Source organism: Ruminococcus sp. RTP21484sp1_RTP21277st1_D2_RTP21277_210401 (assembly GCF_040924225.1).
Classification (GTDB): domain Bacteria; phylum Bacillota; class Clostridia; order Lachnospirales; family Lachnospiraceae; genus Blautia_A; species Blautia_A faecis.
In genome coordinates, this window is the sequence record NZ_JBCOMJ010000004.1 from 200,784 (window position 1) to 215,491 (window position 14,708).

Here is a 14,708-nt window from a genome sequence, read left to right on the forward strand (position 1 = left end):
CAAATTCCTCTTTATATTACATTCCAAGAAGCAGCACATTTCTCAGCTTCCTTGTAAGATCAAATGTCCCTGCATCTTTCTTCTGCATCATCATAAGAATCGTCATATTCTCCTTGGGAAAATTGGCGAAATAGCAGCCAAGCCAGCCATCCCAGCCATATTCGCCCTCACAGCATGCAAAGGGTGCCTTCCACGGATCCGTCATCACACGCATCAGATTTCCATAAGAATATCCATTCATCTCCCACCATTTTTCAAACCACTCCTGCTGACATGCTATAAGCTTGTGGGTGGTCATATATTCCACAGAAGCAGGCTTAAGGATCTGTCTGCCCTGGAAGCTGCCTTTATTTATCAGCATAGCCGCAAATCTGGAATAATCCTCAATGGTGGAAACAAGCCCTGCCCCTCCGGCTTCATAAGCAGGCGGTACGTCCATGGAAAGACGGATTCCCAGACTGTTGTCACGGAATTCTTTCATTTCACCGGCAGTCTGCTCATAAGTCATGGCCAGTCTGTCCAGCTTCTCACCTGGAACATAGAAATCTGTATCTTTCATTCCCAAAGGCACAAAAAGCTCTTTCTTAAGAAATTCACCGTATTTCATGCCGGAAGCCTTCTCCACCACTGCTGCCAGAATATCTGCGGATACCCCATACTTCCAGCGCTCTCCGGGCTGAAACTCCAAAGGACATCTGCCGATCTTATCTGCAAATTCCAGTGTTGTCATGGGATGCTCTGTATTCAGACGTGCATGTATTTCTTCCATCACATTTCCAACAGCAAACTCTGCGGCACTGCTGTTTCCGCCATAAGTCAAACCACTGGTCATAGACAACAAATGATAAACCGTTACATTATGCCATACTGGTGCCAGTCCGCCAGGTACAGACACCATCTGGTCTGCAAATCCCGGAATATATCTGGAAACCGGATCTGCCAGATCAATTACTCCTCTTTCAAATAAAATCATGGCCGCTGCCGCTGTAATCGGTTTCGTCATGGAAAAAAGACGGAATATGGTATCCCGTTCAATCATTCTCCCATTTGCTTTATCCGCATAGCCACACTGAAGATAGGCTTCCTCCTGGCCGTCCTTTATTACCATCATATTCATACCGGCAATCTGATTATCCTTTACTGCCTGATCCATAATCGTCTGAAGCTGTTTCTTTATCTCTTTTCTCATATCTGACCTCCTGATTTATATATGGCAATGCCGCATGTAAGGGGCATCATCTATATACTCATTCTGCATAAGGTTTAGAGCTAAAAAAAACATTCCCGCAATCTATACGCCCCAATTTGCGGGAGATTTTGCCCGAATTCGGTTGCCGCAGCCCACTGCGATGCCCTCATCCGAACAAAATCTCCCACAAATTGTGACGCACATCTTGCAGAAACCCCTTTTTGAACACACTCTACAGCATCGGTGCAAATAACCTTAGAATACTCTGCATCGCCCGCACTGCAATATTTCTTCCACGACAGAATTCCAAAGATACCGGATTACAATATTCCAGGGTATCTGTGAAATCCTTTTTAATATCATAAATCACCTGATTCCGATAAATCCATACACCATCCTCAAAGTGAAGATACAAGCTTCGGTAATCCAGATTGATGGTTCCCACAACAGCGATCTCGTCATCACATACAAAGGACTTGGCATGTAAAAATCCCGGCTGATATTCATAGATTTTCACTCCAGCTTCCAGAAGCTGCTCGTAGTAAGACTGGGTAAGAAGAAATACCAGTTTTTTGTCAGGAATCCCAGGTGTCATCAGGCGGATATCCACACCACTTTTTGCTGCAAGGCAAAGAGCAGTCATCATCTCATTGTCAATAACAAGATAGGGTGTACAGATATACACATACCTTTTTGCACGATTGATAATATTCAGATAAACATTCTCTCCAACAGTCTCGTTATCCAGCGGAGAATCACAAAACGGCTGAATATATCCATCCCCTTCAAATGCCTCCGGATGCCATACATGAGGCAGATATTTCTCAAGTGAATGATCCTCACGGTTATTGGTAATCACATTCCACATATGGAGGAACATGGCAGTCATGTTCCAGACAGCTTCCCCCTTCAGCATAACCGCAGTGTCCTTCCAGTGTCCAAAGCGCTCCTTCTGGTTGATATACTCATCTGCCAGATTTACACCACCGGTAAATCCCACATATCCATCAATAATACAGAATTTCCGATGGTCACGGTTATTCTGGATAATATTCAGGATCGGACGGAAAGGATTGAACACCTGACACTTGATTCCTTTGGATCTCATGGTTTCGTAATATTTATGAGGGAGCGTGGTAAGACATCCCATGTCATCATAAATCAGACGGACATCCACACCTTCCTGAACCTTCCTCTCCAGTATATCCAGTATGGTTCTCCACATTACTCCATCATGGATTATAAAATACTCAATAAAAATATAATGCTGTGCCTGCTCCAGTTCCCTTACAAGAACCGGGAACATGTCATCTCCAACCTGGAAATATTCTGCAGTAGTATTTCCGTGAATAGGATAACCTGCATTATGATATATATAATCCGACTGATTGCATGCAGATATATCTTCTGCCTCCAGAAGATCATGTATTTCAGGATCTGTCTGTAAAAGATTACCGGACTTCATCAGCATCTCATTAAATCGATCCTGCATATAAGCAGCAATTCTGGAACGTCCAAATACAAGATACAAAACAAGGCCAAAAATTGGCAGGCACAGGATCAACATCGTCCATGCCAGTTTATACGAGGGATTTATCTTTCGATTCACAATTTTCAGAACAACCAGAATACTGATAACATCCAGAATAAAAGACATATATCTGGAATATCCTGCAAGACGCAGAAATATAGTCAACAGCCAGCCAAGCTGCACCGCCATGGCAAATATTACATAAAATACCCGGTTAAACAGAAGCTTGGCTATTTTTTTCAAAATCATCATAAGTTTATATTTTCTCCTTCATGCACCGGTCAGCAACAAAACGGACATGTGGTCAGCCAGCAATATCACCATATATAAAAGTCATTTCTTCCCTGAAAACAATGAGCCAAATTTGAAGATATTGCTGGATTTAAAAATCCCTGACTGAATGCAGCCAGGGATTTTTGCGCACAATTAATTATATTTACGTTTTCTTGCGGCTTCAGATTTTTTCTTACGACGAACGCTTGGTTTCTCGTAATGCTCTCTTTTGCGGATTTCCTGCTGGATACCTGCTTTTGCACAGCTTCTCTTGAATCTGCGAAGAGCGCTATCTAAAGTCTCGTTTTCTTTTACGATAACGTTTGACATAGACTCACACCTAACCTCCCTCCAGTTGTAGATTGTGCTAAAATACAACTGTCTGGGTATTTTTCTTGCACGAACATTATTATATATCATGCACTCGGGGTTCGTCAACAACTTTTGGTTTAATTTTACAAAAATTTTTGACAAAATTTTGAATGTTTTTTAGTGAATCTGTCCTTCCAGGATTCCGGCTGCTGCTTCGATTGCCTCGCCTGCCTTCTCCGGATTCTTTCCACCAGCCTGAGCCATATTCGGACGTCCGCCACCGCCGCCGCCAACGATTGCAGCAACAGCTTTGATCAGGTTTCCTGCATGTGCTCCTGCTTTCTGCGCAGAATCAGTAGCCATTGCAAGAAGGTTCACCTTGCCCTCATTTACTGCAGCAAGGACAACGACGCCCTCGCCAAGCTTCTCTTTCAGCTGGTCACCAAGATCACGAAGTCCGTTCATGTCAACGCCCTCTACCTTGGCAGCAAGGAGTTTCACCCCTTTTACTTCTACAACCTGATTCATAACATCTCCCAGAGCACCCTGAGCCAGTTTGCTCTTCAGAGATTCATTCTCACTTGCAAGAGCCTTCACCTCACCCTGAAGATGTGTGATCTTATCAATCATCTCGGAAGGGGTTGTTTTCAGAGCCTTGGCAGCCTCGTGAAGAAGTGCTTCCTGCTTCTTATAGTATTCCAGAACCCCGTTTCCGGTCAGTGCCTCAATACGGCGGACACCTGCTGCAATACCAGACTCAGAAACAATCTTAAACAGCATGATGGAGCTTGTATTTGCAACATGGGTACCACCACAGAGCTCTCTGGAAAAATCACCCATAGATACCACACGTACCTTCTGGGAATATTTCTCACCGAACAGTGCCATAGCACCAGATTTCTTAGCTTCCTCTACATCCATGATATCGGTGTGAACATCAAGTGCTGCCTGAATCTGCTCATTTACAATTTTTTCAACTTTACCGATTTCCTCAGCAGTCATAGCTGTGAAGTGGGCAAAGTCGAAACGAAGTCTGTCAGCAGTTACAAGAGAACCCTTCTGCTCTACATGAGAACCAAGAACTTCTTTCAGAGCTTTCTGAAGAAGATGTGTCGCACTGTGGTTCTTCTCAATATCTTTTCTTGCAGCAACATTTACTTTCAGAGAAACGGTCTCTCCCTTGGAAATCATGCCAGATTCCATATATCCTACATGACCGAATTTGCCGCCGCGAAGCTTGATGGTATCTTCTACGATGAATTTGCCATTTGCAGTCTCGATCACACCGGTATCTCCAACCTGACCACCCATAGTTGCATAGAAAGGTGTTTTCTCTACGAAAACAGTACCCTTCTGTCCTTCCATCAGGGAATCTACGATCTCAGCTTCTGTGGTAAGAACAGTAACCGGAGATTCAAAGGAAAGGTGATCGTATCCAACAAACTCTGTGGTAACAGAAGTATCAATCTGGTCATATACAGTAGCGTCAGCTCCCATATAGTTGGTTACCTCACGGGAGGAACGTGCTTTCTCTCTCTGCTCATCCATAGCAGTCTTGAAGCCTTCCTCGTCGATCTCGTAGCCCTTCTCCTCAAGGATCTCCTTGGTCAGATCAAGAGGGAATCCGTAAGTATCATATAATTTAAATGCGTTTTCACCGGAAAGAGTCTTCTCTCCAGCTGCATTCATAGCCTCTTCCATATCAGCCAGGATACGAAGTCCCTGGTCGATGGTCTTACCGAACTGGTTCTCCTCGTTGGTGAGAACGTTGAAGATAAATTCTTTCTTTTCTTCCAGTTCCGGATATCCATCCTTGGAACCGTCAATTACTTCTGCACTTAAAGTAGCAAGGAAGTTGCCCTCAATTCCCAGAAGTCTTCCGTGTCTTGCAGCACGGCGGATCAGACGGCGAAGTACATATCCACGTCCTTCATTGGTAGGCATAATACCATCGGAGATCATGAATGTCGCAGAACGGATATGGTCTGTGATCAGACGGATGGAAACATCGTCCTCATGATGTACCCCATACGGTTTGCCGGAAATCCTGCTTACCAGGTTACGAAGGGAACAGATGGTATCTACATCGAAAATGGAATCTACGTCCTGGACAATAACCGCCAGACGCTCGAGACCCATACCGGTATCAATATTCTTCTGTTTCAGAGTTGTATAATTGCCGTTTCCGTCATTCTCAAACTGGGTAAATACGTTGTTCCATACTTCCATGTAGCGGTCGCAGTCACAGCCTACTGTACATCCCGGCTTGCCGCAGCCATATTTTTCTCCACGGTCATAGTAGATCTCGGAACATGGACCGCAGGGACCTGCGCCGTGCTCCCAGAAGTTATCCTCTTTGCCAAATTTGAAAATACGCTCTGCCGGAATTCCAATCTCTTTATTCCAGATATCGAAAGCCTCATCATCCTCCAGATAAACAGACGGATAAAGACGGCTGGCATCCAGACCTACCACCTCAGTCAGGAACTCCCATGACCAGTGAATAGCCTCTCTTTTAAAGTAATCTCCAAAAGAGAAATTACCAAGCATTTCAAAGAATGTACCGTGACGTGCAGTCTTACCTACATTCTCAATATCACCTGTACGGATACATTTCTGGCATGTGCTGACCCTTGTACGGGGTGGTTTCTCTGCTCCTGTGAAATATGGTTTCAGTGGTGTCATTCCTGCATTGATCAGCAGGACACTTTTATCGCCCTGTGGAACCAATGGAAAGCTTTTCAGAACAAGATGTCCCTTGCTCTCCATGAAATCCAGAAACATTTTTCGAAGTTCGTTTACTCCGTATTTCTTCATTTCAATTCTCCTCCTACGCAATAAAGAAGTACTTTCGTTACTGTGAACAATAACGTGCATTCCTCTTATTGGAATGCTTGCATGGTTTATATGATAGCATATATCTTTATCACGGTCAAAATATTTTTTGCATAAGTCGGGGACCAGTACAAAAATCTGTTTTCGCATCAACGATCAGATTTAGAGCATATCTGGTCCCCTTTTATGATCTTATTTTACAAATACTTTATTAAATTTCTTCTTTCCTCTCTTAAGGACAATACCGTCACCTGTGAGAGCGTCTTTGGAAAGTACATGTCTGATGTCCGTCACTTTCTCACCGTTAACGGAAACGCCGCCCTGCTCGATGGCTCTTCTTCCCTCGGAACGGGTTGTTACAAGAGCGGATTTTACAAGAAGGCTGATCAGGTCGATATTGCCTTCTTCGTCAAAATCCTCTGCTGCAAGCTCAGTGGTCGGCATATGCTCTGTATCAGCTCCGCCTGCAAAAAGTGCCTTGGCACCAGCCTCTGCCTTCTTCGCTTCCTCTGTTCCATGAACAAGCTCGGTAAGCTGGAATGCAAGGATCTCTTTTGCCTTGTTCAGCTGGCTGCCTTCCCATTTCTCCATCTCCTGGATTTCTTCCAGCGGAAGGAAGGTAAGAAGCTTCATGCATTTGATAACATCTGCGTCGTCCACATTTCTCCAGTACTGGTAGAAATCGAATGGAGATGTCTTATTTGGATCCAGCCAGACAGCACCAGACTGTGTTTTACCCATTTTCTTACCTTCTGAGTTAAGAAGAAGGGTGATTGTCATAGCATATGCGTCTTTTCCAAGCTTACGGCGAATCAGCTCAGTACCGCCAAGCATGTTGCTCCACTGGTCATCGCCACCGAACTGCATATTGCAGCCGTATTTCTGGTACAGCATATAGAAGTCATAGCTCTGCATGATCATGTAGTTAAATTCCAGGAAGCTTAAGCCTCTTTCCATACGCTGTTTGTAGCACTCTGCTGTAAGCATACGGTTAACAGAAAAGTGAGCTCCAACCTCACGTAAAAGCTCCACATAATTCAGGTTCATCAGCCATTCTGCATTGTTTACCATAAGTGCCTTTCCATCAGAAAAGTCGATGAAACGCTCCATCTGTTTCTTGAAACAGTCAATGTTATGCTGGATGGTCTCTTTCGTCAGCATCTGGCGCATGTCGGTTCTTCCGGATGGGTCACCGATCATACCGGTTCCGCCGCCAAGAAGGGCGATTGGTCTGTTCCCTGCCATCTGCAGACGTTTCATCAGGCAAAGTGCCATGAAATGTCCTACATGAAGGCTGTCTGCGGTTGGGTCAAATCCAATATAGAAAGTTGCCTTTCCGTTATTTACCATTTCTTTAATCTCATCTTCGTCTGTTACCTGGGCGATCAGGCCTCTGGCTTTCAGTTCTTCCCAAACTGTCATTTTATTTTCCTCCTGTAAAATAGATATATGAGCTGCTTATTCTCTCTTCACGAAAAAAGCCGCTGCAAATATAAAAAGCCCGGTTCTCATGCCCCTTTAGGACGAGAACCGGGTCCCGCGTTACCACCTAAATTTACAGAAAGCTCGCACTTTCTGCCTCGATAAGTGACCATACTGAAAATTTCTTCCAGACGATTATCCACACAGACAATACTGTCCAAAAATAAATATCTTCGAATACTCTTCAGAATTATCACCCCGGCATGATAACGTATGCCACCCCGTCACAGCCTACTGGATTTCTGCAAGCGATCACAAGCGCCTGTCCGCTGCTGTCTCTGCCGCTTCAAAACCGTTCAGTGCAAAGCTCCGGGATGTATTCACAATGGATCTCTGCACGCGCCTCTCACCATCCGGCAGCTCTCTGTGTGCTCTTTCCAAAGCTACTTGTTCCCTTCAAAGCCTTTCTCATTTAATACTTGCAAGTATACAAAGGCTGTCTGTTTTTGTCAAGGATTTTAGCTTTGTATTTTAGCAACTCACCGCGGTAAAGTTTGCTATTATCATTTATACTGTTTCTACATCTGTATAGCTACCTTTATACCCAGTCCACAAAAAATGTATGATCCTTGTATGTCTCATATACAACCTTTTTAAAATTCAATGGCTGTTTCCAGAATGCAGAAGTCATCATAAAATACTTATAATTAAAATCTTTGGCCTTGATTCCGCTTACTGTACGCGGTGTACCATTCAGCACATAAGCATTAAAACTGTCAAGTGCCTGCTGGGCAGCTTCATAAGCGCTTGCACGGTCAATAAACTGACCATTCAGACGTTTCAGCAGCTGGTTGTTTGTCACGACTGAATACTGGGGGAAGGTAGTTCCCTGGTAAAGCACATAACGGACACTGGACGGAAACTCCTTGTCCAGAGTTCTGTTCAAAAGGCAGAGAGCAACTGCCTTCATACCTGCAATTCCCTGGTCTCCTGCCTCAGCCTCGCAGACAGCTGCCAGAATATCAAGATCAGACTTGGTTCCATCTGCAACTCCCGGATGACTCTTAAGCTCCTTCATAATAGTAAAATTGCGGCCACGTTTCTCATCATACCAGGTAAAGGTAATACTGCTGTCATTGTCATCCTTTCCTGTATCCTGTTTCTCGGAAGCAACACCATTGGAATCAAACGCGTATGTCTTTCCTCCAATGGAAGCTGTAGTGTTTACGTACATCACGCCTGTTGTTCCAAAATAATAGCTGTTTCCATCCAGACTCAGCCAGCCGGTCTGCGCTTTGCCATCTGTGGTACTGAAATAGTACCGCTTGCTTCCGACCTTGCCAAAGCCTTTCTGATAACGGACTCCGCTGGTCTTGGAAAAATAATAGATATCTCCATCTACAGTCTTAAGTCCGGTATACATAATACCTGTGCTGGTATTAAAATAGCGGGTATATCCCTTAGAATCTGTAAACCAGCCGGTAAGCATCTGACCATTGCTCTTGAAATAACGTTTCTCTTTCTTAGCTGTGGTCTGCCAGCCCTTTACCATAGCGCCGGTTCCGCTGGTAAAATAATATTTCTTACCCTTTAAGGTCAGCCAGCCGCGGACAAGCTTACCATTGGAAGGTCTGAAATAACGGGTTACGGTTCCGCTCTTCAGAAAACCGGTGGCCATCACACCTTTTCCCTTGGTAAAATACCGGATGTTTCTGCCCTTACTGTCTTTTTGCCAGCCTTTTAACTGTACGCCTGTTTTTTTATTAAAATAGTATTTCTTGCCTTTCAGAGTCAGCCAGCCTTTCTGCTTGGCTCCGCTGGCTGTTATGTAGTAGGTCTTGCCGTTTATAGTCTTAAATCCGGCTTTCGCAGCCTGAACATCCCTTGTCATCAGAAAAACCGTACATAATGTGGCAATCACAAGCAGCACCAGAGCCAGACTTTGCTTTCTGTTTCTCTCTTCTTTTATCATAGCATTTTCCTCTCTTTGACCTGACTAATTCCGAAGCTTTCCCACCTCTGCTTTTCACAAACAGTTACTGTTTACTCCGTGACCAGTAACACGCTTCGCGATGCACAGAAATCATGCATTCGCATGATTTCGCGCTGAAATTCTCGGGTTTTCTGTGAACTTTGTTCGCAAAAAACAGCGTTTGCTTCGCAGACTTAATTCTTAACAAATCAATCCTTGTTTTATATATTTTATGTCGAATTCTTTTCAAAGATTACAGAAATATTACGTTTTAGTTTATTATAGCCAAATTTCTCTTTTCTGTCAACTGCTTTGTCACACACCCCCTGTCCCCTCCATATGATGAACTGTAAACATTTTCTGGAGGTAACAGCATGAGTGATTTAGCTGCTACAAACTGTGGCTGCGGCGAGGAAAGATCCGGTTGCGGATGTGGTAACTGCGGTTGTAATAATGGCTGCGGATGTGACAATGGATGTGGGCTTTCCTTTGGGAACGGCTCCTGTGGATGCAATATTCTCTGGATCATCATTCTTCTTTGCGCATGCGGCGGCAACGGTATTGGCTGCAACAACAGCTGTGGCAACGGAAATGGTGACTGCTGCTGGATCATTATCATCCTTCTGCTTCTCTGCGGTGGATGGGGAAATGGCTGCGGCTGCTGATCTGAGTTTCCCACATATGAAAAAGGGCTGTCTTCTCAGTCCTTTTCAAAAAAATCGGGACAGCGGGAATTTTCCCCTGTCCCCTTTTTCAGGCATATTCTAAAAGCATTCTTACGTTTCCTTGTTTCTTTTTCAACCACGCTCTGGGTAGAAACTCTCTCCTGCAAATTGTCTTTAATCCCCGGTATGGTTTGCGGACTGCCTTCTTTCTTCTGACTGCTCCACACACCTGCCATTTCCTTCCTGTTTTCCTTGCTTCTTTCGCACACATTCCAGATCCAGCTCGTATATGGCATTTCCATCTATAATAAGCTTTTCATTTTCTCTTCTCATAACTTTCCCTCCTGACTTTGCGGGAAATTCATACATCCCCCTGCTATAGAATATGTTACAGATGTCAGCGCGTGTTTGAAAAATGCTTTCTGCAGAATGTGCGTCACAATTTGCAGAAGATTTCACCGTTTTCAAAACGTCGTCATATTTTAATAACAACAACATAGATATAGAAAAGGGATTTTTATGGATCAGGAATATATTGCCCAGACAGCTCTGGATCAGATGGTGGGAACTGACCAGGGACAGCTGTTAAAAGCTCTCATCCCCTATTTTCCACCCAGGCAGCAACAGTTTCTGTCCGTTTTTGCAAAAGCCAGGGAACTTTCCAATACAGTCGCTCTTTTTACAAAGCCGTCAGAAGCCATGCAGATACAGGCTGCAGCAGCCCCTGCCCAGCCTCTTGAAGTCATAAACGACCTGCGCCGCTACTGTTTTGGAGATATACGAAAGACTCTGGATCAGATCACCAATATGATGACCATGGCAGAAATGCTGAGGATGATGAATGAACCATCTCCAGAAGATAATTGCGAAGAAGAACGACAGTAAAAACAGAAAAATTTCATTCAAAACGGACATGTCGCCAATTGGCAGCATTACTATATAAGAAAGGAATGATTCCATATGGATGACAACTGGCAGGATAATCCAAAGCTTGCAGGTATCGACAAAAACAAGCTTGACATGCTCCAGCAGATGGCCCGGCAAGGAGCCGGAAAATCTCCCTCTGATCTGCTGCCATTTATTATGAATGCAGCTTCCCAGGGGAGAAATGCCGGTCTGAACTTTAACAGTAATGAAATCAATACCATCATTGAGGTTTTGAAAATGGGAAAAAGCCCACGGGAACGTGCAAAGCTTGATAAAGTGGTAAACCTGATGAAGATGATGAAGTAAAGCATTTTCTGCGATTAAGAAAACTTACTCCTCAACTTCTCCCATCATGCACTCGCGAAGCAGTACTAGCGCACTGGCAACAGCCTGCTGACGGATCTTGGTTCTGTTTCCGGTAAAATGATATTCCCGGGTAATCGTATGTCCATTGCAGCAGCAACCCATAAACACGGTTCCAACAGGAGTCTCACTGGTTCCGCCATCCGGGCCTGCAAGGCCGGTAACAGAAAGACAGATATCAGCTCCTGAAGCTGCGCAGCCCCCCTTTGCCATCTGTTTGGCACATTTTGCAGAAACAGCTCCCACTGTTTTCAATGTGGATTTCTTCACTCCAAGACATTCTCTCTTGGCACGGTTGCTGTAAGTAACAAATCCATGGGTAAACACCTGGGAAGCACCTGGAACATTTACAATGCGGGCAGCAATGGCACCACCTGTACAGGATTCTGCAAGAGACAGAGTTAATTCTTTCTCCTTCAGCAGATCCACAACAGATTCTTCCAGCGTTTTGTCCGCATCCAGGGCAAATACATTTTTGCCGAATCGCTTTTGAAGTTCCTTTACTACAGGTTTGATCAGCTTCTTGCAGGATTTCTCATCCTCACCCTTGGCTGTAATACGGAGATGAACCTCTCCTGTCTTTGCATATGGGGCAAGAGTTGGATTTGTCTGGGCCTCGATCATATCCTGGATATCGGCAGCCACCTGGCTCTCACCGATTCCACAGATCTTCACAACCTGGGAGCAGATGATCTCCGGCTGTTTCTTGCGAAGGTATGGGAAAACAGACTCCTCAAACATAGGGATCAGCTCATTAGGCGGTCCCGGAAGAAGAATGGCAGTCTTACCGTTTTTCTCAAGGATCAGACCAGGTGCTGTACCGTTGTGGTTATCAAGCACAATAGCGCCTTCCGGAACCTGCGCCTGCTTATAATTATTGGAGGTCACACGTCTGTCCGGATGATTCTTCTTATATTCCTTCATATAGCGCTCAATACGCTTACGGGAATGAGGATCTTCAGAAAGAGGAAGTCCCATTACCTCAGCACATACTTCCTTAGTCAGATCATCCTCAGTTGGTCCGAGACCTCCCGAAAGAATTACCACGTCAGATCTGTCGAGGGCAGAGGCAATCACAGCTTTCATTCGGTCGTGATTATCTCCCACAACAGACTCATAGTAAACAGAAAGTCCCAGCTGGGCACATTTCTCAGAAAGATATGCGCTGTTGGTGTTTACAATATTTCCCAGCAAAATTTCAGTTCCTACAGCTACAAGTTCTGCAATCATATATATACCTCTTTTCCAGAGCATGTTTGAAATCAGCCAACATCTCTGCTCACAAAGATGCTGGCTGATTTACATTCAGATATTCTCACTCTCTGCACGCAAAAGCATTCCGCGGGCAGTGACTATTTTATTCCTGCATGGAAATTACATTCTTATTCTGCACAATATACGTGATCAGAGAAATCACCGTCAGAGCAAGTGATACCCATACAAAAATCTGTGTCAGTATTTCAAAAACTCCCCCAAAGTTCAGGATCAGAAGAATGATCATGACCATCTGGGATACAGTTTTAAATTTGCCCCAGTAGTTTGCAGCGATGACAACGCCGTTCTCGGCAGCGATCAGTCTGAAGCCACTGATAATAAATTCTCTTGCAATGATAATGATCACGAACCATGCCGGCAGGCGGTCAAGCTCGATCATGCAGATCAGTGCAGAACAAACAAGAAGCTTGTCAGCAAGAGGATCCATGAATTTACCAAAATTGGTAACCAGATTATTCTTGCGGGCAAGATGACCATCAAACCAGTCCGTAATACTTGCCACTACAAAAATAGCAAGGCAGATATAGCGGTTGGCATCTCCGCCCCAGCCAGTCAGAATAAATAATACAAAAAACGGTACCAGGATCATTCTGGCAATAGTCAGTTTATTCGGTGTATTCATCTTCCAGCTCTCCTATCAAATCGTACTCCAGAGCTCCGGTAACCCGGACTCTCGCAAAATCTCCTGTCATGAGAAGTTCGCCGGTCTGTACAAAAATATATCCATCGACCTTCGGCGCATCTCCGTAAGTACGTCCAATGTACGCACTCTCTCCAGATACTTTGCCCTCGATCATAACAGTCAGCACCTGACCAACGCGGCTCTCACCCTTTTCAAGAGAAATTTCCTGCTGAAGTTCCATGATCTCATCGCGTCTGGCTTCCTTGACCTCCTCCGGAATCTGATCTTCCATAGTGGCTGCCGGGGTATCCTCCTCAGCAGAGTATGGGAAAACACCAAGGCGGTCAAACTCGATCTCATCCACAAACTCCATCAGTTCTTCGTGGTCTTCCTGTGTCTCTCCAGGAAAACCACTGATCAAGGTTGTACGAAGGAAAATATCCGGGATCTCCCGGCGCAGCCTGCCAATAATATCCACCAGCTCCTGCTTGGTGGTACGGCGGCCCATGCGTTTCAGCACACGGTCACTTGCATGCTGGATCGGAAGATCCAGATAATGACAGATCTTCTTCTCTTCCTTCATAGTCTGAATCAGCTCATCATAAATCTCTTCCGGGTAACAGTACAAAATACGGATCCAGCGGATTCCCTTTATTTTGCAAAGCTCCTTTAAAAGGACATGAAGAGATTTCTTTCCATAGATGTCCTTACCATATACAGTAGTCTCCTGGGCAACCAGAATCAGCTCTTTCACCCCTTTTTCAGCAAGAGACCGGGCTTCTTTTACGAGCAGCTCCATAGGCACGCTTCTGTAGCCGCCCCGGAGTCTTGGGATAATACAGTAGGTACAATGCTTGTCACAGCCTTCTGCAATTTTCAGATATGCAAAATGTCCACCTGTGGTCAACATACGCTTACCGGAAATATCCGGAAGAAAATCAATGCTCTTGTACTCTTCAAAGTGTCTGCCTGCCCGGGCTTCCTTTACAGCCTTGCTGATATCGCCGTAAGAGGTTGTACCAAGAATAGCATCCACTTCAGGTATTTCCTCTGAAATTTCTTTCTTGTAACGCTGTGCCATGCAGCCGGTAACGATCAGCACCTTGCAGGTACCTGCCTTTTTCTTCTCTGCCATTTCAAGAATGGTATTTACACTTTCTTCTTTGGCATCACCGATAAAACAGCAGGTATTGACAATAATGACCTCTGCTTCGTCCTCATCATCAACGATCTCATGTCCGTCTGCAGCAAGCATTCCAAGCATTTCCTCAGAATCTACCAGATTCTTATCACATCCAAGGGAAATGAACAGTAATTTCATA

At 44.7% G+C, this 14,708-nt stretch carries 14 protein-coding genes and 1 pseudogene; 3 read left to right on the forward strand and 12 right to left on the reverse strand.

Annotation, left to right across the window (positions count from 1 at the left end; translation table 11 throughout):
- Positions 1-16: 16 nt before the first annotated feature.
- The 7 genes from AB5706_RS04850 to AB5706_RS04885 form a co-directional block, all read right to left on the reverse strand.
- The gene (locus tag AB5706_RS04850) at positions 17-1,189 is read right to left on the reverse strand and encodes a serine hydrolase domain-containing protein (RefSeq protein ID WP_173772456.1); all 1,173 of its coding nucleotides are present in this window, start codon (positions 1,187-1,189) and stop codon (positions 17-19) included.
- 102 nt (positions 1,190-1,291) lie between these two features.
- A complete protein-coding gene (locus AB5706_RS23055) occupies positions 1,292-1,420 on the reverse strand; it encodes a DUF6783 domain-containing protein (RefSeq protein WP_472515472.1) in 129 nt (42 codons plus the stop codon).
- A gap of 1 nt (position 1,421) precedes the next feature.
- Positions 1,422-2,972 (reverse strand): cardiolipin synthase, encoded by a 1,551-nt coding sequence (gene cls, locus AB5706_RS04865; RefSeq protein ID WP_233456123.1) that lies wholly within the window; start codon positions 2,970-2,972, stop codon positions 1,422-1,424.
- Positions 2,973-3,146: 174 nt separating this feature from the next.
- Positions 3,147-3,323, reverse strand: a complete 177-nt coding sequence (rpsU, locus tag AB5706_RS04870; RefSeq protein ID WP_004222305.1) for a 30S ribosomal protein S21 — start codon at positions 3,321-3,323, stop codon at positions 3,147-3,149.
- Positions 3,324-3,482: 159 nt separating this feature from the next.
- Positions 3,483-6,122 (reverse strand): alanine--tRNA ligase, encoded by a 2,640-nt coding sequence (gene alaS, locus AB5706_RS04875; protein ID WP_173772458.1) that lies wholly within the window; start codon positions 6,120-6,122, stop codon positions 3,483-3,485.
- 210 nt (positions 6,123-6,332) lie between these two features.
- The gene (tyrS, locus tag AB5706_RS04880) at positions 6,333-7,562 is read right to left on the reverse strand and encodes a tyrosine--tRNA ligase (RefSeq protein WP_173772460.1); all 1,230 of its coding nucleotides are present in this window, start codon (positions 7,560-7,562) and stop codon (positions 6,333-6,335) included.
- Between the two features lie 598 nt (positions 7,563-8,160).
- Positions 8,161-9,534, reverse strand: a complete 1,374-nt coding sequence (locus AB5706_RS04885; protein ID WP_173772462.1) for a cell wall hydrolase — start codon at positions 9,532-9,534, stop codon at positions 8,161-8,163.
- 374 nt (positions 9,535-9,908) lie between these two features.
- Between AB5706_RS04885 and AB5706_RS04890 the strand changes: the two genes are divergently transcribed.
- Positions 9,909-10,199: a hypothetical protein gene (locus tag AB5706_RS04890; RefSeq protein WP_118578021.1), complete on the forward strand. Its 291-nt coding sequence runs from the start codon at positions 9,909-9,911 to the stop codon at positions 10,197-10,199.
- Between the two features lie 174 nt (positions 10,200-10,373).
- Here the strand turns inward: AB5706_RS04890 and AB5706_RS04895 are convergent, their stop codons facing one another.
- Together AB5706_RS04895 and AB5706_RS04900 are read right to left on the reverse strand one after the other, a co-directional pair.
- The gene (locus AB5706_RS04895) at positions 10,374-10,532 is read right to left on the reverse strand and encodes a hypothetical protein (RefSeq protein ID WP_173717738.1); all 159 of its coding nucleotides are present in this window, start codon (positions 10,530-10,532) and stop codon (positions 10,374-10,376) included.
- 57 nt (positions 10,533-10,589) lie between these two features.
- A pseudogene (locus tag AB5706_RS04900) lies at positions 10,590-10,697 on the reverse strand (DUF6783 domain-containing protein); the annotation flags it as partial.
- Between the two features lie 21 nt (positions 10,698-10,718).
- On the opposite strand from AB5706_RS04900, the gene AB5706_RS04905 reads away from it, so the two are divergent.
- Positions 10,719-11,084, forward strand: coding sequence for a hypothetical protein (locus tag AB5706_RS04905; RefSeq protein ID WP_118578020.1), 366 nt, complete (start codon positions 10,719-10,721; stop codon positions 11,082-11,084).
- Positions 11,085-11,159: 75 nt separating this feature from the next.
- The gene (locus AB5706_RS04910) at positions 11,160-11,432 is read left to right on the forward strand and encodes a hypothetical protein (RefSeq protein WP_118578019.1); all 273 of its coding nucleotides are present in this window, start codon (positions 11,160-11,162) and stop codon (positions 11,430-11,432) included.
- A gap of 24 nt (positions 11,433-11,456) precedes the next feature.
- Here the strand turns inward: AB5706_RS04910 and AB5706_RS04915 are convergent, their stop codons facing one another.
- The 3 genes from AB5706_RS04915 to rimO form a co-directional block, all read right to left on the reverse strand.
- Positions 11,457-12,719, reverse strand: coding sequence for a competence/damage-inducible protein A (locus AB5706_RS04915; protein ID WP_148461973.1), 1,263 nt, complete (start codon positions 12,717-12,719; stop codon positions 11,457-11,459).
- 127 nt (positions 12,720-12,846) lie between these two features.
- Entirely contained in the window at positions 12,847-13,386 is a 540-nt protein-coding gene (gene pgsA / locus AB5706_RS04920; RefSeq protein ID WP_148461972.1) for a CDP-diacylglycerol--glycerol-3-phosphate 3-phosphatidyltransferase, read from the reverse strand.
- Positions 13,370-14,707: a 30S ribosomal protein S12 methylthiotransferase RimO gene (rimO, locus tag AB5706_RS04925; RefSeq protein WP_173772472.1), complete on the reverse strand. Its 1,338-nt coding sequence runs from the start codon at positions 14,705-14,707 to the stop codon at positions 13,370-13,372. The genes pgsA and rimO overlap by 17 nt, the downstream gene beginning before the upstream one ends.
- Position 14,708: the final 1 nt, after the last annotated feature.

Bases quoted from the DNA above. Each gene is read 5' to 3' on its own strand.
- alaS (WP_173772458.1), bottom strand. From the start codon at position 6,122: ATGAAGAAATACGGAGTAAACGAACTTCGAAAAATGTTTCTGGATTTC.
- AB5706_RS04890 (WP_118578021.1), top strand. From the start codon at position 9,909: ATGAGTGATTTAGCTGCTACAAACTGTGGCTGCGGCGAGGAAAGATCC.
- AB5706_RS04885 (WP_173772462.1), bottom strand. From the start codon at position 9,534: ATGATAAAAGAAGAGAGAAACAGAAAGCAAAGTCTGGCTCTGGTGCTG.
- AB5706_RS04910 (WP_118578019.1), top strand. From the start codon at position 11,160: ATGGATGACAACTGGCAGGATAATCCAAAGCTTGCAGGTATCGACAAA.
- tyrS (WP_173772460.1), bottom strand. From the start codon at position 7,562: ATGACAGTTTGGGAAGAACTGAAAGCCAGAGGCCTGATCGCCCAGGTA.
- cls (WP_233456123.1), bottom strand. From the start codon at position 2,972: ATGATGATTTTGAAAAAAATAGCCAAGCTTCTGTTTAACCGGGTATTT.
- AB5706_RS04915 (WP_148461973.1), bottom strand. From the start codon at position 12,719: ATGATTGCAGAACTTGTAGCTGTAGGAACTGAAATTTTGCTGGGAAAT.
- rpsU (WP_004222305.1), bottom strand. From the start codon at position 3,323: ATGTCAAACGTTATCGTAAAAGAAAACGAGACTTTAGATAGCGCTCTT.
- rimO (WP_173772472.1), bottom strand. From the start codon at position 14,707: ATGAAATTACTGTTCATTTCCCTTGGATGTGATAAGAATCTGGTAGAT.
- AB5706_RS04895 (WP_173717738.1), bottom strand. From the start codon at position 10,532: ATGAGAAGAGAAAATGAAAAGCTTATTATAGATGGAAATGCCATATAC.
- pgsA (WP_148461972.1), bottom strand. From the start codon at position 13,386: ATGAATACACCGAATAAACTGACTATTGCCAGAATGATCCTGGTACCG.
- AB5706_RS04850 (WP_173772456.1), bottom strand. From the start codon at position 1,189: ATGAGAAAAGAGATAAAGAAACAGCTTCAGACGATTATGGATCAGGCA.
- AB5706_RS04905 (WP_118578020.1), top strand. From the start codon at position 10,719: ATGGATCAGGAATATATTGCCCAGACAGCTCTGGATCAGATGGTGGGA.